Genomic DNA, 21,608 nt, shown 5'->3' on the forward strand with positions numbered 1-21,608 from the left:
CGGCGCTGCACCGCCCCCCCGGTCCCGGCGCCCGCCCCCCCCCGGGGGCGGCTGGCGCGCCCGTCTTATCGGGGGCGCCCGCCGTGGGGCCCCCACTACAGAAAAAAGGCGCCTTCAAGGCGCCTTTTTCTTTTTGCATCACATCTGGATCAGGGCACGTCGACCGAGACGCTGAACACCAGGCCCGGCTTGTAGGTATCCGAACCGCGGCGCAGGTCGGACGCATCCGAACCAAAGGTGTCGTAATAACCCAGGGTTGCGGTTGCCGGGCCGAAGCCCTTGGACACCGACACCGAGCCATCGAAGTAATCCGAACGGCGCGGCCATTCGTTGCTATCGGCCTTGATCGTGGTGTAACCGGCCGATGCACCGACCGAGAAACCGTTGCCGATCTCGTAGCTGGCATCCAGGCCGGCATAGATCTGCTCGGCACCGCTGTTGCTGTAATCGTCGGCGTAGCCCAGCAGGCCGCTGACGACCACCGGGCCGGTCCAGGTCACCTTGGCCAGGTATTCGTTGTAATCGATGTCACCGTAGCCGCTGGAGGCGCTGGTGTAGGTGTAGCGGTTGACGCCCAGGTCCAGGTTCCAGCTGTCGGACAGGTCCTTGCTCCAGCCGATGTTGTAATCGACTTCGAAATTCGGGCCGCCGTCGCCGAAATCGACGTTGGAACCCCACACGGTGGCATACAGGCCGAACGGTGCGGTGTAGGTGGCGCCCGCCTGGAAAGCCGGCTCGTTGTCGGTCTGCGAGACACCACGGAACACGTAATCGGTGGTCACGCCGAAGCTGGCGCTGAACGGAGAGGAAGACTCCTCACTCTCCTGGGCGCTGACGGCAAACGGAACGGACAACAGGGCGGCGCAGGCCACGGCGACAAGACGCTTGTTGTGCATCATGCAGATCTCTCCAGGAAGTGGGGGCACCGGGATCGACCGCATCCCGATTCACAAATATTTAACCGCAATTATATTGCGATGCAACATCTATTTCACCCCAACCGCCCGGTGCTTCCCTATTCAGCCCGCATCCGCCGGAAATATCCCGTAACGGCGGGCCCCGAGCCGGATTGACTGGCCCGCCGCATAAGCCGGTGCATCGGCTGGCAACTCCACTTCCAGCTCGGTAGTTGCGCCAGCCAGGCGCGCGCGGAGACGCTGGCGTGGGCCACTGCGCTGCACCAGCCCGACCGTGGCCTGCCAATTGCCATCGGCTTCGACCACCAGATCTTCAGGCCTGACGAACACCTCCAGCGCCTCGCCTTCCGGCACCGAGGCCGAGCGTGGCCACTGTGCCCCGGCCACTTCCAGCGTCTGCCCCTGCGCGCGTGCCGGCAGCCGGTTGGCCTCACCGACGAAGCCATAGACGAAGGGCGACGCCGGCTGGTCATAGACCTCGCCCGGCGTGCCCACCTGCTCGATACGGCCACGGTTGAGGATGGCAACCCGATCGGCCAGCTCCAGCGCCTCTTCCTGATCGTGGGTGACGAAGACCGTGGTCAGCCCGGTGCGGTCGTGCAGCTCGCGCAGCCAACGGCGCAGGTCGCGGCGCACCTGCGCATCCAACGCGCCGAAGGGTTCATCCAGCAACAGCACGCGCGGTTCGATCGCCAGCGCGCGCGCCAACGCCACGCGCTGGCGTTGGCCACCGGACAGCTGCGCCGGGTAACGCGCGCCCAGTCCATCGAGTTGTACCAGCGCCAGCAGCTCATCGACCTTGGCGTCGATGCGCGCCTTCGGCCAACGTTCGGCGCCGCGCCGCACTTCCAGCCCGAAGGCGATATTGCGGCGCACGTCCAGATGCTTGAACAAGGCGTAGTGCTGGAACACGAAACCAGCGCGGCGGGCCTGCACGCTCAAACCCGTAGCGTCCTCACCATCGAACAGGATCTCGCCACGTTCGGGATGTTCCAGTCCGGCTAATGCGCGCAGCAAGGTGGTCTTGCCCGAACCCGATGGACCCAGCAGCGCCAGCAACTCGCCACTGCGGATATCCAGGCTCACCCCGTCCAGCGCGGGGAACGTGCCGTACTGCTTGCCCAGGTTGTGTATGCGGATGTTCATTGCGACCTCAATGACGGTGGGCGGCGGCCAGCGACTGACCGTGGCGCCACTCCAGGAAAGATTTAACCACCAGCGTCAGCAAGGCGGTGGCGGCCAGCAGCGAGGCACAGGCAAAGGCGGCGCTGTAGGCGTATTCGTTGTAGAGAATCTCCACGTGCAGCGGCAGCGTATTGGTGCGCCCGCGGATATGCCCGGACACCACCGACACCGCGCCGAACTCGCCCATTGCCCGCGCGCTGCACAACAGCACGCCATACAGCAGGCCCCAACGGATGTTCGGCAAGGTCACCTTCCAGAACATCTGCCAGGCATTGGCACCCAGCGTCAGCGCCGCCAGTTCTTCGTCGCTGCCCTGCTGCTCCATCAAGGGCATCAGCTCGCGGGCAATGAAGGGAAAGGTGACAAACACCGTGGCCAGCACGATGCCGGGTATCGCGAACACGATGCGTGGCAGCTGCAACAAGGTTTCGCCGAGCACCGGCAGGTGCAGGCGCAGTCCGTCCTCGATCATCGGCCAGAACCAACCATCGCGGCCGAACAGCAAGATGAAGACCAGACCGGCCACCACCGGTGATACCGAGAACGGCAGATCGATCAGCGTCACCAACCAGCGCTTGCCCGGGAAACTGTGCTTGCTCACCACCCAGGCCGCAGCGACGCCGAAGACCAGGTTCAAGGGCACGACGATCGCCGTGACCAGGAGCGTCAGGCGTATTGCCGACAAGGCATCCGGATCGCTGATCGCATTCCAGAACGCCAGCGCACCACCTCGCAACGCCTCGACGAACACCAGCACCAGCGGCAGCAGCAGGAACGACAGCAGAAACCCCAGCGCGCCCAGGATCAACAGCACCTGCACCCAGCGCGGCTCGCTGGTCACCTGCTGCGGCCTGGCCACACGCGCACTACGTTCGATTTCCACCGGCAACTCCGACACCAGCTCGTTCATCGTGCCCCCCTGCGCTGCAAGCGCGCCTGCAGCGTGTTGACCAGCAGCAGCAGCACGAACGACAGTAGCAGCATCGCCCCGGCAATCGCGGTGGCACCGGCGTAGTCGAACTCCTCCAGTCGAATGGTGATCAGCAGCGGCGCGATCTCGGTGACGCTGGGCATGTTGCCGGCGATGAAGATCACCGAGCCGTACTCACCCACGCCACGCGCAAAGGCCAGCGCAAAGCCGGTCAGCATTGCCGGCCACAGGCTCGGCAACACTACCCGCACGATGGTCTGGAAACGTGTGGCGCCGAGCGTTGCCGAGGCCTCCTCGAACTCGCGCTCGGCCTCGGCCAATACCGGCTGCACGATGCGCACCACGAATGGCAGGCCGACAAACACCAAGGCCACCACGATGCCGAGCGGCGTGTACGCCACCTTGACGCCCAACGACTCCAGCCACTGCCCGATCCAGCCCTGGCCGCCATACAGCGCGGTCAAGGCGATGCCGGCCACGGCGGTCGGCAAGGCAAACGGCAGATCGATCATCGCGTCGAACAAGCGCCGGCCGGGGAAGTTGTAGCGCACGAATACCCACGCCACCCACGTGCCCATCAGCGTGTTGAATGCAGCTGCGGCAAATGCGGTGCCGAAGCTCAGCCGCAATGCGGCCAGCACGCGCGGCTCGGTCCATATCTGCCAGATGCCGCCCGGGCCCAGCCCTGCTGCTTTCAGGAACACGCCGAGCAACGGGATCAGGACGATCAGCCCCAACCAGAACAAGGTGATGCCCATACCAAGACCAAAGCCGGGGAGTACCCGGCGTTGGCTTCGCACACGTGGCTGCAGTGTTTGTGCGGTTGCTGACACGGTCTACTTGCTCGCCTGGATCTGATCGAAGACACCGCCATCAGCGAAGTGCTCGGCCTGCGCCCTGCCCCACGAACCAAAGGCACTGCGGATGGTGACCAGCTGCACCTGCGGGAAGCGCGCCACGTCGGCCGGTGCTGCGTATTGCGGCGAACGCGGCCGGTAGTAGTGACGCGCGGCGATGCGCTGGCCCTCCGGCGAGTACAGGTATTGCAGATAGGCCTGGGCAACATCGCGGGTGCCATGGCGGTCAACGTTGCGATCCAGCAGTGCTACCGACGGTTCGGCCAGGATCGACAGCTTGGGCACCACGATCTCGAACTTGTCCGGGCCCAGCTCTTCCTGGGCAAGGAAGGCTTCGTTCTCCCAGGCCAGCAACACATCACCGATGCCGCGCTGGACAAAAGTAGTCGTGGCGCCACGTGCGCCGGTATCCAGCACCGGCACATTGCGGAACAGCGCGCGCATGTAGTTCAGGACCTTGTCGCGGTCCCCCTTGAAGATGTGATCGCCGTACGCCCACGCTGCCAGATAGTTCCAGCGTGCGCCGCCGGAGGTCTTCGGGTTGGGTGTCACCACCGATACACCGCTGCGCAGCAGGTCCGGCCAATCGCGGATGCCCTTGGGATTGCCCTTGCGTACCAGGAAGACAATCGTCGAGGTGTACGGCGCGCTGTTTTCCGGCAGGCGGGTCTCCCAGTTTGCCGGCAGCAACTTGGCCTTGTCGGCAATGGCGTCCACGTCATAGGCCAGGGCCAGGGTGACCACGTCGGCCTCGATGCCGTCGATCACCGTACGCGCCTGCTTGCCGGAGCCGCCGTGCGAGGTCTCGATGGTGACGTTGTCGCCCTTGGTTTCCTTCCAGTGCTTGGCGAAGGCGGCATTGAAATCGCGGTACAGCTCGCGGGTCGGGTCATAGGAAACATTGAGCAATTGCACATCGCGTGCGAACGCGGCGCCGGCACTCAAGGTCAGGGCGAATGCCAGTGCCGCTGTGGCAAGGCGGGATACATGGGAATGCGTCATCAGGGCTCTCCGTCAGAAGGAAACTTGCAGGCGCGAGAAAACAGCTTTTTCATCAGGCAACTTCGCGCCAGCGGAAGCCGCATCAAAACTGCTGTGCAGATAGTTGGTCGCCAGCTTGAGGTTGGCGGTCAGGTACCAGTTGGCACCGACCGTCCACGAGCGGACCTGTGAAGCCGACACCGTCGGATCGGCATAGAACGGGAAGGCGGCATCGTCGATCTGCAGTTCGCCGTAGCGCGCGGTCAATTCCACCGCGCCATGCCCACCGTTAGCCCCAAACGGGCGCGAAGGCGTCACCCCCCGATAGCTCGCATCCTCACCGGTCAGCACATAGCTGGCGGTGGCCTGCCAGGCGCGGTTGTCCAAGCGCTTGCGGATGCCATTGCGTGCAACCTCCTGTTCCGAAGCGATGTACTCGGCCTGCAGGCCCAGTCCATTGCGGTAGAACCAACCCTGCGGCGACCAGCGGCGGTGCTCGCCATCGGCAACCACGGCACTGCGGTAAGCAAAGAACGTGGCCTGGCCAGGCGTGCGGTAACGCGGCAGGAAGTTGTTGCCGCTGCCATGCTTTTCGCCCGTGCTTGCGCCCAGGCCGAAGCCCAGACCTGCCCATGCGCTGTCACTGCCTTTGAGCGGCTCGAAGAACACGCGTCCTGCATATTCGAAGTCGTCATCCGGATTGCTGGTGACCGCATCGCGACCATCGACGGTGCCGTTGAACACACCCAGCGCATAGCTGAACTTGCCCTTGGCCACTTCGCCCTGCAGCTGCACGCCGAGGTCGCGGTTCGGCGCCAGTTCGCTGGCCAGCGCGCGCTCCACATCGACCAGTGCCGAGGATGACTGCAGGCGTTCCAGACCGACCGGCGAGGTGAACTTGCCGACCCGCAGCGTGTACGCAGGATCGAAACGCAGATCGGCATAGGCATCGACGATGCTGGCGCTGTCACCGGCAAACTCCGGGGTGAAACGGTACGCCACCAGCTTGCCCAACGAGCCTTCCAGGGTGGGCCGGGCGGTGCGCAGCAGGAAGGTGTCGTTCTGGTTCGCATCGCCGCCCAGGAACACGCGGGCATCGCCTTGCAGCAGGCCGCGTAGTTTCAACTCGTAGTTGCCGTCGCCGGATTTGAACGAAGCGCCCTTCTGGTCGATGGCGATCTTCGGTGCGCTCTTGGCGGCGGCAACGCGTTCTTCTTCCGCCAGCTCAAGGCGGCGTTCAAGGATGCGCAGGCGCTGGTCCAGATCGGCCAGGCCTACGCCTTCGCCTGCCCCATCACTGACGCCAGCCAGCCGCTCCAGACGCTGCAGGCGCTCCTGCAACTGCTCGACGGTGAGTTGCTGCGCCTGCGCCGATGACCCCGCCCCACACGCCGCCAGGGCTAGGCTGAGGGACAACAGCTTCCTGGTCGGCAGGGTGAATGGGGGGCGTATGGCGGTCATCGGCAGCTCCTGGTGGGTGGGTGTGCCGACGATGCTGCGGGTGCACACCCGTTACCGAGAAATGACTTAGGCCGCCGCGCTTATAGCCTTTGCGCATGACGACAACGCCGGGACACGGGGAAGGCTAAAATTGGCGTTCCACTTGACCGCAAGACCCCGCCATGACCGAAACCGCGAACATCTCCCCGCTGACCCGGCACTACGCCGAGGAACTGGACGCCATCCGCGCGCAGGGGCTGTTCAAGTCCGAACGCATCATCACCAGCCCGCAGTCGGCCGAGATCACCCTCGACGACGGCCGCACGGTGCTGAATTTCTGCGCCAACAACTACCTGGGCCTGGCCGACCACCCGGAGCTGATCCAGGCCGCCAAGGACGCGCTGGACACGCATGGCTTCGGCATGGCCTCGGTGCGCTTCATCTGCGGCACGCAGGACCTGCACAAGCAGCTGGAAAAGCAGATTGCCGGGTTCTTCGGCAAGGACGACACCATCCTCTACGCCGCCTGCTTCGACGCCAATGGCGGCCTGTTCGAGCCGCTGCTGGGCGAGAACGACGCGATCATTTCCGACGCACTGAACCACGCCTCCATCATCGATGGCGTGCGCCTGTGCAAGGCCAAGCGTTTCCGCTACGCCAACTGCGACATGGCCGATCTGGAAGCGCAGTTGCAGGCCGCCGATGCCGCCGGCTGCAAGACCAAGCTGATCACCACCGACGGCGTGTTCTCGATGGACGGCTTCATCGCCCCGCTCGATGAAATCACCGCGCTGGCGAAGAAGTACGGCGCGCTGGTGCATATCGACGAATGCCACGCCACCGGCTTCCTCGGTGCCACCGGCCGCGGCTCGGCCGAAGTAAAGGGCGTACTGGAGAAGATCGACATCATCACCGGCACCCTCGGCAAGGCCATGGGTGGTGCGCTGGGCGGCTTCACCTGCGCCAGCGCCGAGGTCATTGAACTGCTGCGCCAGCGTTCGCGTCCCTACCTGTTCTCCAACTCGTTGCCGCCGCACGTGGTTGCCGCTGGCATCAAGGCGTTCGAGATGCTGGCCGCCGCCGATGACCTGCGTGAAACGCTGCGCGAGAACACCGCCTACTTCCGCGAGAAGATGACCGCCGCTGGTTTCGACGTGAAGCCCGGCGTGCACCCGATCAGCCCGGTGATGCTGTACGACGCACCGCTGGCGCAGAAATTCGCCCAGCGCCTGCTGGAAGAAGGCATCTATGCGATCGGCTTCTTCTTCCCGGTGGTGCCGAAGGGTCAGGCCCGCATCCGCACCCAGATCAGCGCCGCGCACAGCCGCGCACACCTGGACCGCGCGATCGATGCCTTCACCCGGATTGGCCTGGAGCTGGGCGTGATCAAGGGCTGAGTGCTGTTGCCCTTGGCTTGAAAACAAAACAGGCGCCGAAAGGCGCCTGTTTTGTTCTGCCCTGTAGTGCCGAGCCATGCTCGGCAGAAGCCTTACCGGTAAAGCCCCTTGCCGAGCATGGCTTGGCACTACCGTCAGTTCTGCTTGGCAGGCGCGGCAGGTGCCGGCACGGCGGCGCCCTTGGCGACGCGGATGCCATTGGCCTTCATCCAGGCATCGAACTGATCGGCGCTCATCTTCTGCTCGCCCTGCTGCATCATGAAACGGTAGTTGCCCAGCGAATCCTTCTCGGCCAGCGGTGCTTCCACCCGCACTTCGATCGGCTTGTCGTCGTTCTTCGCGGTCTTCTTGGCCGACGAAGCGCAACCGCCCAACACCGCAACCGAAGCCGCCACGAGAACGATGCCAGAGACGCGGGAAAGAGCTTGCATGGCAATAACCTCAAGTAATTAGAGTCGCAGTCTAATCCACCATCTCACCAAGTGCAGCTATTTATCTGAATTTATTGAACTTAGTCACTCACACTGACATGTGCGGTTTTGCTGGCAGCCTGCAGCGCATTCAGCTCTGCCTGGCTCAACTCCCGCCATTGGCCCTTGCCCAGCTCGCCCAGCTGCACGGGCCCTATCGCCACCCGCATCAAGCGCAGTACTTCCAGCCCCAACGCCTTGAGCAGGCGCCGGATGTGGCGATTGCGGCCTTCATCCAGCACCACCTCCAACCACGCGGTGCGTTCGCCATGCCGCAGCAGCTGTACCGAATGCGCCGCCAGGCGTTCGCCCTCGTCGTCGATACCCGCCTGCATGCGCTCGAGCACGGCCGCATCGGGCACAGCATCCACCTGTACCCGGTAGGTTTTCAATGGGCCGGTACTGGGCTCGGTAAGACGCGCCGCCCACTCCGGATCATTGCTGAAGAACAGCAGGCCTTCACTGGCCTTGTCCAGGCGCCCTACCGGTGCCATCCACGGCAGGCTGGCGCCTTCAAAGCACTGATAAACAGTGTCGCGGCCCTGCTCGTCCTGCACCGTGGTGACCAGGCCACGCGGCTTGTTCAAGGCCAGGTAGAGGCGTCGCGGTGCTGCCAGCGGCAAGCCATCCAGCAACACCTGCTGGCGACCAGCAATCACCGGGAACTCGGGGTCACGCACCACCTTGCCATCCACACTGACGCGACCATCAAGCACCCGTCGCGCAGCTTCGGTGCGCGAACACACGCCGGCCTTGGACAGCACCCGCGCCAGACCATGCCGAACCCCGGCAGGGGCGGCCTTGCCAGCGCGGGCTGCATTGCTGGGCGCACGCGAAAGCAAACGCCCGCCGGGCGTTGCGCGGCGGGCGTGCGGAGGATACGGCGGCTTGGACGGCGACATCAGGACTGCGAGCGGCTGTTGCCGCCTTACTTGACCTCGGCGGCAGGCTGCGCCGCAGCCGGTGCTGCAGCCGGATCGGTCGCGGCCGGACGTGCCTTGACCACGCGCACACCGCGCGCCTTCATCCAGGCATCGAATTCTTCGGCGGTCATGCGCTTGCCGTTCTGGCTCATGTCAAAACGCCACGGCGTGTTGTCGAACTCGGTCTGCGGCTTGTAGGCAGCCGGATCGTTGGCGTTGATTGCCGGACGCGCCGGAATGGCGTTGGCGACGTTGTTGCAGCTCTCGACCCGCAGGCGCATCAACACGCGGTCCAGCGACTGCTCATCACCACCGGCCGAGCTCAATACACCCGACGGCATACCCAGCTGGCCCGGACGCACATACAGCTCCGACGCCACAGGTGCGATCAACGAGGTGGCCAGCGGCGCCGGCGTCACGGAACTGGCCGAGCAATCCACGGCTGCATGGGCGGCAGGCACAAATGCCAGGGCGACAAGACCAGCCAGAGCGATACGCAGCATTGAATTTCCATTCGGCAAGTTAACGCGGCGAGTGTAGGCAGCGTCCGCAGCGCTTTCAACCGTTATGTGCGCGCAAACCACGATTACCCGCCGACGTCACACAAATTGTGCTCCGGGAAAGTCGCCGGTGCAGAAACAAACAAGGCCCGGCAGATGCCGGGCCTTGTTCTCAAACTGTGGTACTGAAACCGAAGCGTCCGATTAGTTCTGGACGTTCAGCTCGGTACGACGGTTCTTTGCGCGACCTTCCGGGTTGTCCGAACCATCAGCATTGGTGTTCGGAGCAATCGGACGGCTCTCGCCGTAGCCGATCGGGCCCTGCAGACGAGCAGCCGACACACCGTTGGTGGTCAGGTAGTCGTACACAGCCTTGGCGCGACGCTCGGACAGCTTCTGGTTGTAAGCGTCGGTACCCTTCGAGTCGGTGTGACCGGCAACTTCAACGCGCAGATCCGGGTAACGCTTCAGGATCTCGGTGGCTTCGCTCAGGATCGACACGGCGTCCGGACGCAGGGTGGCCTTGTCGAAATCGAAGTTGACACCCTTCAGGTCGATCGAGACCGGCACCGGGCAACCGTCCGGACCGATGGTCTGGCCAGGCTGCGAGTTCGGGCACTTGTCGTCGCAGTTGTTGACGCCGTCACCGTCGTCATCCAGGTCTGCGCAGCTCGGAGCAACCGGAGCCGGTGCCGGAGCAACAGCAGCGACCGGAGCCGGGCCCAGCGGGATCACGACGCCGACCGAAGCCAGCACGTCGCCGAACCAATCCTGATCCTTGCCAGCGGCGGCCGGAGCGTAGCTCTGGTCGTCGAAGTCAGCGCGGTAAGCCAGTTCAGCACGCACAGCGACGCGCTTTTCGAAGGTGGTCTGCAGACCAACGCCGACCTTGGCGGCCAGGTTGCCGTCCTTGCGATCCTTCAGCTCAGCACCGGCCAGGTACTCTTCCTCAGCCTTCTGGTAGCCCAGACCTGCCAGCAGGTACGGGTTCCAGCCACGGCCTTCCTGGATGAAGTGGCGACGCAGGTCCAGCGAAACGCCGTACTGCGACCAGTTCTGATCCTGGTTGTTGTCGAAGTTCGGGTTCTGATAGTTCAGCTCACCGTCCAGCGACCAGTTCGGGCTGATGAACTTGCCCAGACCCAGCGTGGCAAACGGGGCGTCGTTGGTGCCACGATCGCCGTCCTGGAAGTTGAAGCCGGCCGAACCGGTCAGGTACCAGCGGTCGTCAAATTCCTGAGCCGAAGCGGCCTGGGCAAAAGCCAGACCACCGAGCAGCGCGGCAGTAAGGATCTTCTTGTTCATGAAATACAGCTCCTTGTTTCGGGGGTATGAAACCGGTAGAGGCATGGTCCAGCACAGCGATATTCTTCGTCGCGTTCAGAGACGGCCGTTTCCTCACGCCATCGCGGTGCACATTATGCGCTTGGCCGTGAAGGCGATGTTAACAGGCTCGTAACAAATGCAGCGACCACCAGACCCCTACGTGTCCGGCTTGGCGCAACGTATACAGCTTGGTCAACGGACGCAAGAGTCAGCTATCGCAAGGCTTCCGGGGGAAATGCTGCGGCGCAGCTGATTTCATGTGACAAACCCTTTATTAACAGGGCTTGCGCCGCCGGTTACCGCCAGCTGAATCGTTTGCTCGGTATGATGATTTTGCTCCCCCGCTACGGAACTTTTCCGCATGAAAGCAATCGGCCTGACCCGCTATCTCCCCATCAATGAACCGGATGCGCTGCTGGATCTGACTTTACCGGTCCCGGCGGACCCGCAAGGCCAGGACCTCCTTGTTCAGGTTCAAGCTGTTTCGGTTAATCCGGTGGACACCAAACTGCGCGGCGCCAAGCCGGGCGAGGAAAACCCACCACGGGTGCTCGGCTTTGATGCCGCAGGCACGGTGGTCGCGGTAGGCCCCGAGGTCACCGCGTTCGAAATCGGCGATGAGGTCTACTACGCCGGCGACGTCACCCGCCCGGGCTGCAACGCACAGCTGCAGTTGGTGGACGAGCGCCTGGTGGGGCGCAAGCCGACCACGCTGGATTTCGCCGAAGCCGCGGCATTGCCACTGACCACCCTTACTGCCTGGGAACTGTTGTTCCAGCGCATGCCCTTCCAACTGGACGGGCGTCGCAATACCGGCAAGACCTTGTTGGTGATCGGCGGCGCCGGCGGCGTTGGTTCGATGGCAATCCAGCTTGGTCGCCACGCCGGCTTCACCGTGGTGGCCACCGCTTCGCGCCCGCAAAGCGTGCAATGGTGCGAGCAGATGGGCGCAGCGCACGTCATTGACCACCGCCAGCCGTTGGCACCACAGCTGCAGGCGCTGGGCATCAACAGCGTCGAGGCGGCACTCAATCTGGCCAACACCGACCTGTACTGGCAACAGCTGGGTGAACTGCTGGCGCCACAAGGCCATGTCGGGTTGATCGTCGAGCCTGCCGGTGAGCTGCGCATCGGCGATCCCTATAAAGCGAAATGCATCGGCATCCACTGGGAGTTCATGTTTGCCCGCGCCCGCTTCCGCACCGCCGACATGATCGAGCAACACCGCATCCTGACCCGCGCGGCCAGCCTGATCGATGCAGGCGAACTGCGCACCACGCTCAGTGAGCGGCTGGGCACCATCAACGCCGAGCACCTGCGCCAGGCGCATCGCCAGCTGGAGGCCGGCAGCACCATCGGCAAGCTGGCGCTGGAAGGCTGGGACTGAGCCGCACGCCACAGCACGTTGCGCCACCCACTGGTGGCGCAACACCTCCACCCATACGCCTGCGCTGCAGGCAGCACGTTGATCTCCCGACAATGCCTTCCCTGATGCTTGTGTCGCGCCTGCTGCAGTTGCTGCTGGGCCTGTTCCTGTTTGGTATTGCCTCTTCCTTGATGATACGTGCCGGTATCGGCATCGCCCCCTGGGATGTACTGAGCCAAGGGATCTCACTGCGCAGTGGATTGGGCTTCGGCCTGGTCACCAACCTGGTTGGTGCCTGCGTGCTGCTGATGTGGCTGCCGCTGCGGCAGAGACCCGGGCTGGGCACGGTGCTCAATGTGCTGTTGATCGGCCCCAGCGCCCAGCTGGGCCTGGATCTGCTGCCGGCCGCGCAGGGCCTGCTGTGGCAACTGCTGCTGTTCGCCGCCGGTCTGGTCCTGCTGGCGGTGGCCACCGGGCTCTATATAGGTGCGCGCTTCGGGCCCGGCCCGCGCGATGGCTTGATGACCGGCCTGCATGCGCGTACCGGCTGGGCGATCTGGAAAGTACGCACCCTGATTGAAGCCAGCGCGCTGGCGATAGGGTGGTGGTTGGGTGGCAATGTCGGTTGGGGCACGCTGGCGTTCGCCCTGCTGATCGGGCCGCTCTGCGGCATCACCCTGCCCTTGTTTGACCGCCAACAACGGCCAGCAGCCTCACCGGCTGCTTGATCATGGCTGCAGCGCGGTCAGCGACGACTGCGCACTACCTGCTGGCGGATATGCCAGTCGCGCAACGCCACCCACGCCGCAGCCTGCCTTGTCCGCGCCGCGCTGACCGCATCCGGCGCTTCGCCCTGCACCTGCACATGACGGGAATCGAGCCAGCGATGCAGGCGCGGCTTTTCCAGGGGGAGCAACAAACCGGTCGGGGTGTACATCCGGTTGAACTGTGCCAAGGCCTCCCCGCCATTGGGCGCGGGCTGCCAGAGATTGCGGCCGGTGGCGAAGTAGCGCTGGCCCGGCAACGCCAGTTCCACCAGGGTCGGCAGGAGATCCCCATGGCCGGCAAAAGCGCTGGTATCGGGCGCGCTGTCGGCCGGCGCGAATGCCGGCGGAACCCGCAACCAGGCGAATACGCGATCCACGTCCACCTGCTCGGCAGGCAGGTCGTAGCGGTAATGCGAGCGCAGGTTGTGGTCGCCAGCCATCGCCACCAGGGTTCGCTCGCCCAACGGCTGCTCGCGCAGCTGCTGCAGGAAACCGCCCAGCTCATCGGCCTGGTATTGATAGGTAGCCAAAATCCGCCGCAGCTCGCCGCTATCAGCCAGCGCGCGAGGACCCAAGGCGGCCGGATCCAGCGGGTACTGCCGACGTGGCGTATCCAACAGATGCGGTGGGTGGTTGCTGGTGGTCAGCAACACCATGAACACCCGCTCACCACGGGCATCGGCCTCGCTCAACACGGTCTGCGCGAAGCGGAACAGCCAGCTGTCATACAAACCCCATTCGGTCCCGGTGGCCTGGGCGAAACGCTGTTTGATATCGCGCGCGTCATACACCCGATCAAACCCTTGATTCGGAAGCGCGGTGCCAATCTCGCGCCAATCGCTGCCGCCGCCATAAATGAACACGGTGCGATAGCCCGCGCGCTGGAATGGCAGCGCAGCAGACGTATCAAACGCCAGCCGCGCATTCCGGCCCAAGGTCAGCGGCGTGATCGGCGTTCCAAGGATCAGGTTCTCCAGTGTCGGGTGGGTGCCGTTCTGGGAGGCGATGAAGTTGTCGAAGCGGTGCCCGGTAGGCAATTCGGCGCGCAGGCGACCGAGCATGTCGTTGTGCGGGCCATCGGTATAGAGCAGGTCCTGGCCGAAGGACTCCAGCAGACCCAGCACCACATGTGGTGACTGCGCCAGGCTGCGTGGCTGGCCGGGGGCGACCGGGAACAGCGCCTCCTGCAGCACCTGCGGATCCGCAGAAGGCAGACCGGCGAGTTTGGCGGCCTCTTCGATATCCGCAAAACCAAGCCCCTGCACCCCTACCAGCGGATCGTCGCTGATGTCGGTCTCCTTGGCGCGCGTGCGGGCTGCGCGGTAAAGCGCCAGTGGCGCGTTCAGTACCATGGCATTGACGAAGGGATCGGCCGACACGGTCACATCACGCCTAATCAGCGGGAAGCTGCCAACACTTCCGCGCGCCAGCAGTACCAGCAGCACGCATTGCAGTACCAGCAACAGCGTGCGCGACCATGCGGCCGAGCCGCGCGGCCAGCGCAGGGCCAGCCAGTCACCGGTGCGCGGAATGCTCCAATGCAACACGCCCCCTGCCAGCAACAGGCCCACAACGCCCCGGACTACCGGATAGTCATCCCAGACGGTCTCCAGGATCGCCCCGGTGTCGTCCTCGAACATGCCAAATACGATGGGATCGAAGCGCGTCTTATAGAACGCGTAATAGAAGTGCTCGCACAGCGACAGCAGCGCGAACGCCAGCAACAGTGCCAGCAACAGATGCTGAGCCAGCCGTACCGCCGTCTCTCGCCGTCCCGCCAGCCACACCGGGAGCGTCAGCAAGCCGACCAGGCCAGCGGATATCGCACCGGCCACCAGGTCATAGCGCATCCCCTGCAGCATCGCCGGCCACAGCAGCGCGAGGCTGCGCTCACTGCCGGCGTAATCCCACCACATGAACAGGCGAGCCAGGCCACCAAGCAGCACCATGCCCGCGAGCAGCATCCAGAGCTGGGGAAACAGGCGGGTGCCGCGTTTTGCGGGAACAACACTTGAAGGCATTACAGGCATGGAACGTCCACGACAGTCAGTCCGTTGCTGGGCGGGGCGGCGCATTGTAATGAGGCTGTAACCCTTTTGGGATAGATCGACCCCGATCAGCCGGATCAAGGATTGAGGCCAGACCGATTGCCAGTCAGAATGGGCTATTCCATACGCAAGCGTATCCAGCATGACGCCAGCCAACGACACCGCCTATCCGCATCTGTTCGCCCCGCTGGAGCTGGGCTTCACCCAGCTGCGCAATCGCATCCTGATGGGCTCGATGCATACCGGGCTGGAGGATCACGCCCGCGACTTCCCGAAGCTGGCCGCCTACTTTGGCGAGCGCGCGGCCGGCGGCGCGGCGCTGCTGGTCACCGGTGGCTTCGCGCCCAACGTGGTTGGCTGGCTGACGCCGTTCGGCAGCAAGCTGTCCTGGCCCTGGGAAGTCAGCCGCCATCGCCAGGTAACCGCGGCAGTCCACGGCCACGGTGCCAAGATCTGCCTGCAGCTGCTGCATGCCGGCCGCTACGGTTATCACCCCTTGCAGGTGGCTCCGTCCAAGCGCAAGGCGCCGATCAACCCGTTCACCCCGCGCGCGCTGTCGGCCGGCGGCGTTGAGCGGCATATCGCCGACTACGCCCGCGCCGCCAAATACGCACGCGATGCCGGTTATGACGGCGTTGAGGTGATGGGCTCGGAAGGCTACCTGATCAACGAGTTCATCGCCCCGCGCACCAATGGCCGCAACGACGCCTGGGGCGGCGACCCGGCAAGGCGCATGCGCTTTGCGGTGGAGATCGTGCGCCGCATCCGCGAGGCCTGTGGCCCGGACTTCATCATCATCTACCGGCTGTCACTGGTGGACCTGGTCGAGGACGGCAGCAACTGGCAGGAGATCGTGCAGCAGGCCAAGGCCATCGAAGCGGCCGGTGCGACCCTGCTCAACTCCGGCATCGGCTGGCACGAGGCGCGCATTCCGACCATTGCTACCTCGGTCCCGCGCGCGGCGTTTGCGGGTGTCACCGCCAAGCTCAAGCCGCATGTCGGCATTCCACTGATCGCCACCAACCGCATCAACATGCCGGACGTGGCCGAAGGCATCCTCGCCAGCGGTGGTGCCGACATGGTGTCGCTGGCGCGGCCGCTGTTGGCTGACCCGCAATGGCCGGCCAAGGCCAAGGTCGGCAAGCCCGAGGCCATCAATACCTGCATCGCCTGCAACCAGGCCTGCCTGGACCATGTGTTCCAGCAGAAGCGCGCCAGCTGCCTGGTCAACCCGCGTGCAGCGCACGAAACCGAGCTGGTCTACCTGCCGACCAGCGCACCCAAGCGCGTTGCCGTGGTCGGCGCCGGTCCGGCCGGCCTGGCCTGCGCCACCGTCGCCGCCAGCCGCGGGCACAAGGTGACCCTGTTTGATGCAGCCGACGAGATCGGCGGCCAGTTCAACGTGGCCAAGCGCATCCCCGGCAAGGAGGAGTTCCACGAGACCCTGCGCTACTTCCGCCATCAGCTGGCCGAAACCGGGGTCGATGTGCGCTTGAACACCCGCGCCGATGCCGAGGCACTCAGTGACTTTGACGAAGTGGTGGTCGCCACCGGCATCAGCCCGCGCAAGGTCGACTTCCCGGGTGCCGACCATCCAATGGTGGTCAGCTATCTGGATGTGCTGCTGGGCCGGGTCAAGGCCGCCGACAAGGTGGCCATCATCGGCGCCGGTGGCATCGGTTTCGACGTCGGTGAGTTCCTCGTGCATGAAGGCCCGTCACCGGCCTTGGACCCGGCCCGCTGGATGGCCGAATGGGGTGTGGATACCCGTTTCGAGAGCCGTGGCGCGCTGGCCAGGCCGCAACCGGAAGCGCCAGCCCGCAAGGCCTGGCTGCTGCAGCGCAGCCCCGGCAAGCCCGGTGCCAAGCTCGGCAAGACCACCGGCTGGATCCACCGCGCCACGCTCAAGGCCAAGGGCGTGAAGATGCTCGGCGGCGTCGAGTACCTGGGTGTGGACGACAGCGGCCTGCGCATCCGCGTGGACGGGCAGGAACAGTTGCTCGACGTCGGCACCGTGGTGATCTGCGCCGGTCAGGAACCACGCCGCGAGCTGGCTGACGCCCTGCAGGCCACCGGCCGCAGCGTCCATGTCATCGGCGGCGCGGATGTCGCTGCAGAACTCGACGCCAAGCGGGCAATCGATCAGGGCAGTCGTCTCGCCGCGGCACTTTGAGACAACCCCCGTCCGATTTAGGACAGCACCGTCGTAGCCCGGTTAAGCGCAGGCGCACCCGGGACGATTCGCTCAACGCCCTCATCGATATCAACGCACCCGATCACGGAAGCGCGGCGCTTCCCCCGGCGACGCGTTCGATGCAGCAAGCCGCCTAAAGTGCGATGCAAATCTCACTTATTTCGGCGTTGAGCAGCGGACCGACGTGACCCTGAATCACCCCGCCGCTGTGCCCGCAAAAACCTGAATGCGCGTACCCGAGGCAAAAACAACCCCTGCAACAAACCTGAATGTCAACAAACACCGTTCAGGATGAGTTTTGGATTGCCCCCCTACCTTGCGCCAACTTCCGCTCACCCACCAGTTCCGGTGAGCAGGCGCAGCCCTCCCCAATCTGATTGAGGGCTGCCCACGGGGCGGCCCCGATGCCACGGCCGCCTCCCCATAACGCCAAGTCGTTGCTGTCCGGTTCCCGATTGGGGGCAGGCAGGCTGCGGCCCATACGGAGCAAGGAGATTTATGAAACTGGCTTGGATTCTTTGGTTGTCGCAGATGTTGCCGCAGCCAGCAGCCGATTCGTTGTGCTTGAGCACCACCGTCTATCTGGAAGCCCGCGACCAGACCCTCCGCGGCCAGCAGGCCGTGGCCGAAGTCGCCCTGCGGCGGCTGGACAGTGGTCTGTGGGGTGACTCGATGTGCCAGGTGGTGACCGCGCGCAAGCAGTTCGCCCCGACCCTGGTCGCCCCCGGCACCCAGCTGCGCAACAACGATGCCTGGGCTGAAGCCGTGGACGTGGCCTTTGCCGCCGAGCGCAACTGGGCCCTGCCCAATGGCCAGCGCAAGGAGATCGTGCCCGGCGCCAGCCACTTCGCCGCCCACGCCATCGCCAGCCCGAGCTGGCGCAATGCCTACCAGGTGGCCACCATCGGCGGGCATACCTTCTACAAGGTGCAGTCACTGAAGCCGCGCGCTTCCTGAGCCAGCTGAACGCGTAACGCACTGTCTGTGCCAATCATGGACACACTGCGTTACGCGCTTGTGGCGATAATGCCCGGGTCTTTCAACTCCCGAGGTAGCCTTGATGAAGCTCTATACCAAGCCCGGCGCCTGTTCGCTGGCCGACCATATCGCACTGCTCTGGTCGGGCCTGCCGTTCGAGCTGCAGATCGTGGATTACGCCACGATGAAGTCGCCCGAGTACCTGAAGATGAACCCGGCCGGCGCCGTGCCGATGCTGGAAGACGGCGGCTGGATCCTGACCCAGAACGCGGCCATCCTGCACTACATCTGTGACAAGGCCCCGGCTGCCGGCCTGGAAGGCGGCAGCGACCCGCGTACGCGCGCCGAGGTCAACCGCTGGCTGTCCTTCGTCAACGCCGACCTGCACCCGACCTACTACCCGATCTTCGGCTCGACCAAGTACCTGGAAGACGAGGCGGTCATCGCCCGTACCCAGGAAAACTCGCGCCAGAAGCTGACGGCCCTGTACCAGCGCATCAATGATCGCCTGGCCGAGGTCGACTGGCTGGGCGGCACCCCACGCGCCTCGATCGCCGATGCCTACACCTACGTGACCCTGCGCTGGGCACGTGGCCTGAAGCTCGACCTGACCGGCATGGACGCACTGGACCGCTTCGAGCAGCGCATGCTGGCCGATCCGGCCGTGCAGGCCGCGCTCAAGGCTGAAGGCCTGAGCTGGTCCAAGGCATAAGCGCTGAACATACACGGGCCGCCGGTTGCATGACCGGCGGCCCATTGCGTTTGTGGCTTCCCTCGCTGCTATCGCGCCGACAAGCTCATCACCAGCCGCGGCCGTTCGCGGTACAGCGCCGGATACTGCTGCTTCAACGCGGCGACCTTGGGCAGATCATTGATGCGGATGTAGGCCGCCTCCGGATGCAGGGTCAGGTAATTCTGGTGATAACCCTCGGCCGCATGAAACACCTTGCTACCATCAACCTGGGTGACCAGTGGCGCAGCGAACAGCTTGCTGCGCTGCAGTTGCGCGATATAGGCGCGCGCCGCATCACGTTGCGCGGCATCATCGGCATAGATGGCCGAACGGTACTGGCTGCCATGGTCCGGCCCCTGCCGGTTGAGCTGGGTCGGATCGTGCACCACCGAGAAGAACACCTGCAGCAGCTGCCCGTAGCTGACCTGCGAAGGGTCGTAGCTGACCTGCACGGCCTCGGCATGACCACTGCCGCCACTGCTCACCCGCGCGTACGTGGCATCGGCAGCGCTGCCACCGATGTAGCCGGAAACCGCGTTGTCCACGCCGGTGATGTGCTGGAACACGCCCTGCACGCCCCAGAAGCAGCCGCCGGCAAACACCACCTTCGCCTGTTTGACGCCGGCTTGCTGCAGGTCAGCTGCACCAGTCGGTGCTGGCAGCCTGATCGACACCGGCGCTACCGGCGCGGCCTGCACCGAACGATCCATGCTGAACACCGCAACCAGCAGCAATCCTGCAACCATCGCCGCGATGCCGCCGGCGACCAGTTTGTCCGTGGCGATTCTCATCACGTGTCTCCTCCATTCAACCGAAAGTGAAGGCATAGGCGCGCACGCCCGGATCGAGGAACTCGATTTCGAATGTGCGTTCGCGCACGTCGCCGTTCTGGCGGATCAATTGGTACAGGCGGTTCTGGTCCACCGTGCCCTCGCCCTGCGCGGATACGTCGCTGCCAGCTGCGGCGTCCGGTGCCTGACCATCAATACGCACGCGGAAGCGCACCGGCCGCGCCGGGTCCTGCGGCGCCAGCACCAGATGCAGGTCACGCGCATGGAAGCGGAACGCAATCCGCCCGCCCGCCTGTTCCAGCTGCGCATCTTCCTCGCCAATGCGCCACTGCCCGCCCAGCGCCCAGTGATTGAGCTGCAGCTGCATCGGCACGGCGTACGCGGCGACCTGCCCGGCGTGCATGCCACCCGGCGAGGCGAAGTGCTCGGCGCGGCCATGGCCGATGTAGGTTTCCGGCGACTTCAAGCTGCTCATGTCCGCCTGCCGCTCGACGCCGTTGCTTGCCATGCGCATTGGCGGTGCCGTGTCGCCCGGCAAGCTGTTGCCGGCCTCGCGCAGCAGCTGACGGATGATCTGCTCGGACTGTGCGTAGTTGCCCTCGCCGAAATGATGGGCGCGGATGCGTCCCTGCGCGTCGATGAAGTAATGCGCCGGCCAGTACCTGTTGTTGAATCCGCGCCAGATCGCGAAGTCATTGTCGATGGCGACCGGGTAAGTGACCTTCAGATCCGTCACCGCGCGCTGCACATTGCCCAGGTCACGCTCGAAGGCGAACTCAGGCGCATGCACGCCGATCACCACCAGCCCATGATCCTTGTAGCGCTCGGCCCACTCGCGCACATAGGGCATGGCACGCAGACAGTTGATGCAGGAATAGGTCCAGAAATCGACCAGCACCACCTTGCCGCGCAGCTGTTGCGCATCCAGCGGCGGGCTGTTCAACCAGCCGGTGGCACCAGCCAGCGACGGCAGCTCGCCTTCCACCGGCAGGCTGGCATCGCGCTTGGCATCGCCGGCCATCATCATCATCGCCGGGCCTGCAGCGGGTTGTTGCGCAGGCAGTGCATCCAGCAGCTTCTGTTCCAACCTGGCCGTGCTGACCGTGGACAACCGCGTCAGCAGGCCGGTGTCCCACCCCATCGCAATTGCCAGCACCGCCAGCAAGGCCGCAATACCCAGACCGCGACGGATCCATTCGCCTACGCCCAGCCGTTGCTTCAAGGCGGTGAACACACGCCCGCCTATCCACACCGCCAAGGCCAGCGAGGTCGCCGCACCCAGCGCATAGGCCAGCAGCAAGCCGGTCGTGCCGACATTTGCCCCCTGCAGCGCTGCGCCAGTCAGGATCAGGCCAAGGATCGGCCCAGCGCAGGGTGCCCACAGCAAGCCGGTGGCAACACCGATCAGCAGCGAACTCAGCACTCCGCCCTGCCCGGCATCGGCGGCTGCGCCCAGGCGTACGCCCAGACGCTGCAGCGGCGCCAGCAGCCGGTCTGCCAACGCCGGCCACAGCAGGGCCACGGCAAACAGCGCCATCACCACCAGCGCGATCCAGCGCCCGATCTGGTTGGCCTGCGCCACCCATTGACTGCCCACCGCCGCCAGGCTGGCGACCACCGCGAACATCAACGCCATGCCGACCAGCAGTGGCAACCCACTACGCAGGAACGGCCGGTCCGCACGTGCGAACACAAACGGCAGCACCGGCAGGATGCAGGGGCTGAGCAGGGTGAGTACACCGCCGAGATAGGCCAGGACCAACAGGAACATGGAAACGTCCTTCTTGAATGAGGGAGGCGGCGC

19 protein-coding genes are annotated in these 21,608 nt (G+C 64.7%); 6 read left to right on the forward strand and 13 right to left on the reverse strand.

Features of this window, described 5'->3' with window-relative positions:
- Positions 1–149 precede the first annotated feature (149 nt).
- The 6 genes from ACVOLI_RS13725 to ACVOLI_RS13750 form a co-directional block, all read right to left on the reverse strand.
- On the reverse strand, positions 150–899 hold the full coding sequence (locus ACVOLI_RS13725) for a TorF family putative porin (protein WP_481614837.1): 750 nt from the start codon (positions 897–899) through the stop codon (positions 150–152).
- 120 nt (positions 900–1,019) lie between these two features.
- Positions 1,020–2,063 carry a sulfate/molybdate ABC transporter ATP-binding protein gene (locus ACVOLI_RS13730; RefSeq protein ID WP_481614838.1) on the reverse strand — a complete coding sequence of 348 codons (1,044 nt, stop codon included), beginning with the start codon at positions 2,061–2,063 and terminating at the stop codon, positions 1,020–1,022.
- A 7-nt stretch (positions 2,064–2,070) separates the two neighbouring features.
- Positions 2,071–3,012, reverse strand: coding sequence for a sulfate ABC transporter permease subunit CysW (cysW, locus tag ACVOLI_RS13735; protein ID WP_481614839.1), 942 nt, complete (start codon positions 3,010–3,012; stop codon positions 2,071–2,073).
- Positions 3,009–3,845: a sulfate ABC transporter permease subunit CysT gene (gene cysT, locus ACVOLI_RS13740; RefSeq protein WP_481614859.1), complete on the reverse strand. Its 837-nt coding sequence runs from the start codon at positions 3,843–3,845 to the stop codon at positions 3,009–3,011. Before cysT ends, cysW begins: the two co-directional genes overlap by 4 nt.
- Positions 3,846–3,869: 24 nt before the next feature.
- Positions 3,870–4,892, reverse strand: a complete 1,023-nt coding sequence (locus ACVOLI_RS13745) for a sulfate ABC transporter substrate-binding protein (RefSeq protein WP_282272371.1) — start codon at positions 4,890–4,892, stop codon at positions 3,870–3,872.
- Between the two features lie 12 nt (positions 4,893–4,904).
- Positions 4,905–6,332 (reverse strand): OprO/OprP family phosphate-selective porin, encoded by a 1,428-nt coding sequence (locus tag ACVOLI_RS13750; RefSeq protein WP_481614840.1) that lies wholly within the window; start codon positions 6,330–6,332, stop codon positions 4,905–4,907.
- Between the two features lie 161 nt (positions 6,333–6,493).
- Between ACVOLI_RS13750 and kbl the strand changes: the two genes are divergently transcribed.
- Positions 6,494–7,708 (forward strand): glycine C-acetyltransferase, encoded by a 1,215-nt coding sequence (gene kbl, locus ACVOLI_RS13755; RefSeq protein ID WP_481614841.1) that lies wholly within the window; start codon positions 6,494–6,496, stop codon positions 7,706–7,708.
- A gap of 134 nt (positions 7,709–7,842) precedes the next feature.
- On the opposite strand, the gene ACVOLI_RS13760 is transcribed toward kbl, so the two are convergent.
- The 4 genes from ACVOLI_RS13760 to ACVOLI_RS13775 all read right to left on the reverse strand — a co-directional run bounded on the left by ACVOLI_RS13760 (position 7,843) and on the right by ACVOLI_RS13775 (position 10,906).
- Positions 7,843–8,139, reverse strand: a complete 297-nt coding sequence (locus tag ACVOLI_RS13760) for a hypothetical protein (RefSeq protein WP_481614842.1) — start codon at positions 8,137–8,139, stop codon at positions 7,843–7,845.
- 80 nt (positions 8,140–8,219) lie between these two features.
- Entirely contained in the window at positions 8,220–9,080 is an 861-nt protein-coding gene (locus tag ACVOLI_RS13765) for a pseudouridine synthase (RefSeq protein WP_481614843.1), read from the reverse strand.
- A gap of 26 nt (positions 9,081–9,106) precedes the next feature.
- A complete protein-coding gene (locus ACVOLI_RS13770; RefSeq protein WP_282268659.1) occupies positions 9,107–9,604 on the reverse strand; it encodes a hypothetical protein in 498 nt (165 codons plus the stop codon).
- 201 nt (positions 9,605–9,805) lie between these two features.
- Positions 9,806–10,906 carry an OmpA family protein gene (locus ACVOLI_RS13775; RefSeq protein ID WP_481614844.1) on the reverse strand — a complete coding sequence of 367 codons (1,101 nt, stop codon included), beginning with the start codon at positions 10,904–10,906 and terminating at the stop codon, positions 9,806–9,808.
- A 382-nt stretch (positions 10,907–11,288) separates the two neighbouring features.
- Here ACVOLI_RS13775 and ACVOLI_RS13780 point away from each other — a divergent pair, with 382 nt between their 5' ends.
- On the forward strand, positions 11,289–12,314 hold the full coding sequence (locus ACVOLI_RS13780) for a zinc-binding alcohol dehydrogenase family protein (RefSeq protein ID WP_481614845.1): 1,026 nt from the start codon (positions 11,289–11,291) through the stop codon (positions 12,312–12,314).
- Between the two features lie 92 nt (positions 12,315–12,406).
- Positions 12,407–13,021 carry a membrane protein YczE gene (gene yczE, locus ACVOLI_RS13785; RefSeq protein ID WP_481614846.1) on the forward strand — a complete coding sequence of 205 codons (615 nt, stop codon included), beginning with the start codon at positions 12,407–12,409 and terminating at the stop codon, positions 13,019–13,021.
- A gap of 17 nt (positions 13,022–13,038) precedes the next feature.
- Here yczE and ACVOLI_RS13790 read toward each other — a convergent pair whose 3' ends face one another.
- On the reverse strand, positions 13,039–15,090 hold the full coding sequence (locus tag ACVOLI_RS13790; protein ID WP_481614847.1) for an LTA synthase family protein: 2,052 nt from the start codon (positions 15,088–15,090) through the stop codon (positions 13,039–13,041).
- 160 nt (positions 15,091–15,250) lie between these two features.
- Between ACVOLI_RS13790 and ACVOLI_RS13795 the strand changes: the two genes are divergently transcribed.
- The 3 genes from ACVOLI_RS13795 to ACVOLI_RS13805 all read left to right on the forward strand — a co-directional run bounded on the left by ACVOLI_RS13795 (position 15,251) and on the right by ACVOLI_RS13805 (position 18,992).
- The gene (locus ACVOLI_RS13795; protein WP_481614848.1) at positions 15,251–17,281 is read left to right on the forward strand and encodes an oxidoreductase; all 2,031 of its coding nucleotides are present in this window, start codon (positions 15,251–15,253) and stop codon (positions 17,279–17,281) included.
- 519 nt (positions 17,282–17,800) lie between these two features.
- On the forward strand, positions 17,801–18,259 hold the full coding sequence (locus tag ACVOLI_RS13800; RefSeq protein ID WP_057629626.1) for a cell wall hydrolase: 459 nt from the start codon (positions 17,801–17,803) through the stop codon (positions 18,257–18,259).
- A gap of 103 nt (positions 18,260–18,362) precedes the next feature.
- The gene (locus ACVOLI_RS13805; RefSeq protein WP_481614849.1) at positions 18,363–18,992 is read left to right on the forward strand and encodes a glutathione S-transferase N-terminal domain-containing protein; all 630 of its coding nucleotides are present in this window, start codon (positions 18,363–18,365) and stop codon (positions 18,990–18,992) included.
- A gap of 68 nt (positions 18,993–19,060) precedes the next feature.
- Here the strand turns inward: ACVOLI_RS13805 and msrA are convergent, their stop codons facing one another.
- A complete protein-coding gene (msrA, locus tag ACVOLI_RS13810; protein WP_481614850.1) occupies positions 19,061–19,804 on the reverse strand; it encodes a peptide-methionine (S)-S-oxide reductase MsrA in 744 nt (247 codons plus the stop codon).
- Positions 19,805–19,820: 16 nt separating this feature from the next.
- A complete protein-coding gene (locus ACVOLI_RS13815; protein ID WP_481614851.1) occupies positions 19,821–21,575 on the reverse strand; it encodes a cytochrome c biogenesis protein DipZ in 1,755 nt (584 codons plus the stop codon).
- Between the last annotated feature and the right edge of the window lie 33 nt (positions 21,576–21,608).

The sequence above is a fragment of the Stenotrophomonas sp. STEN029 genome (assembly GCF_056760015.1).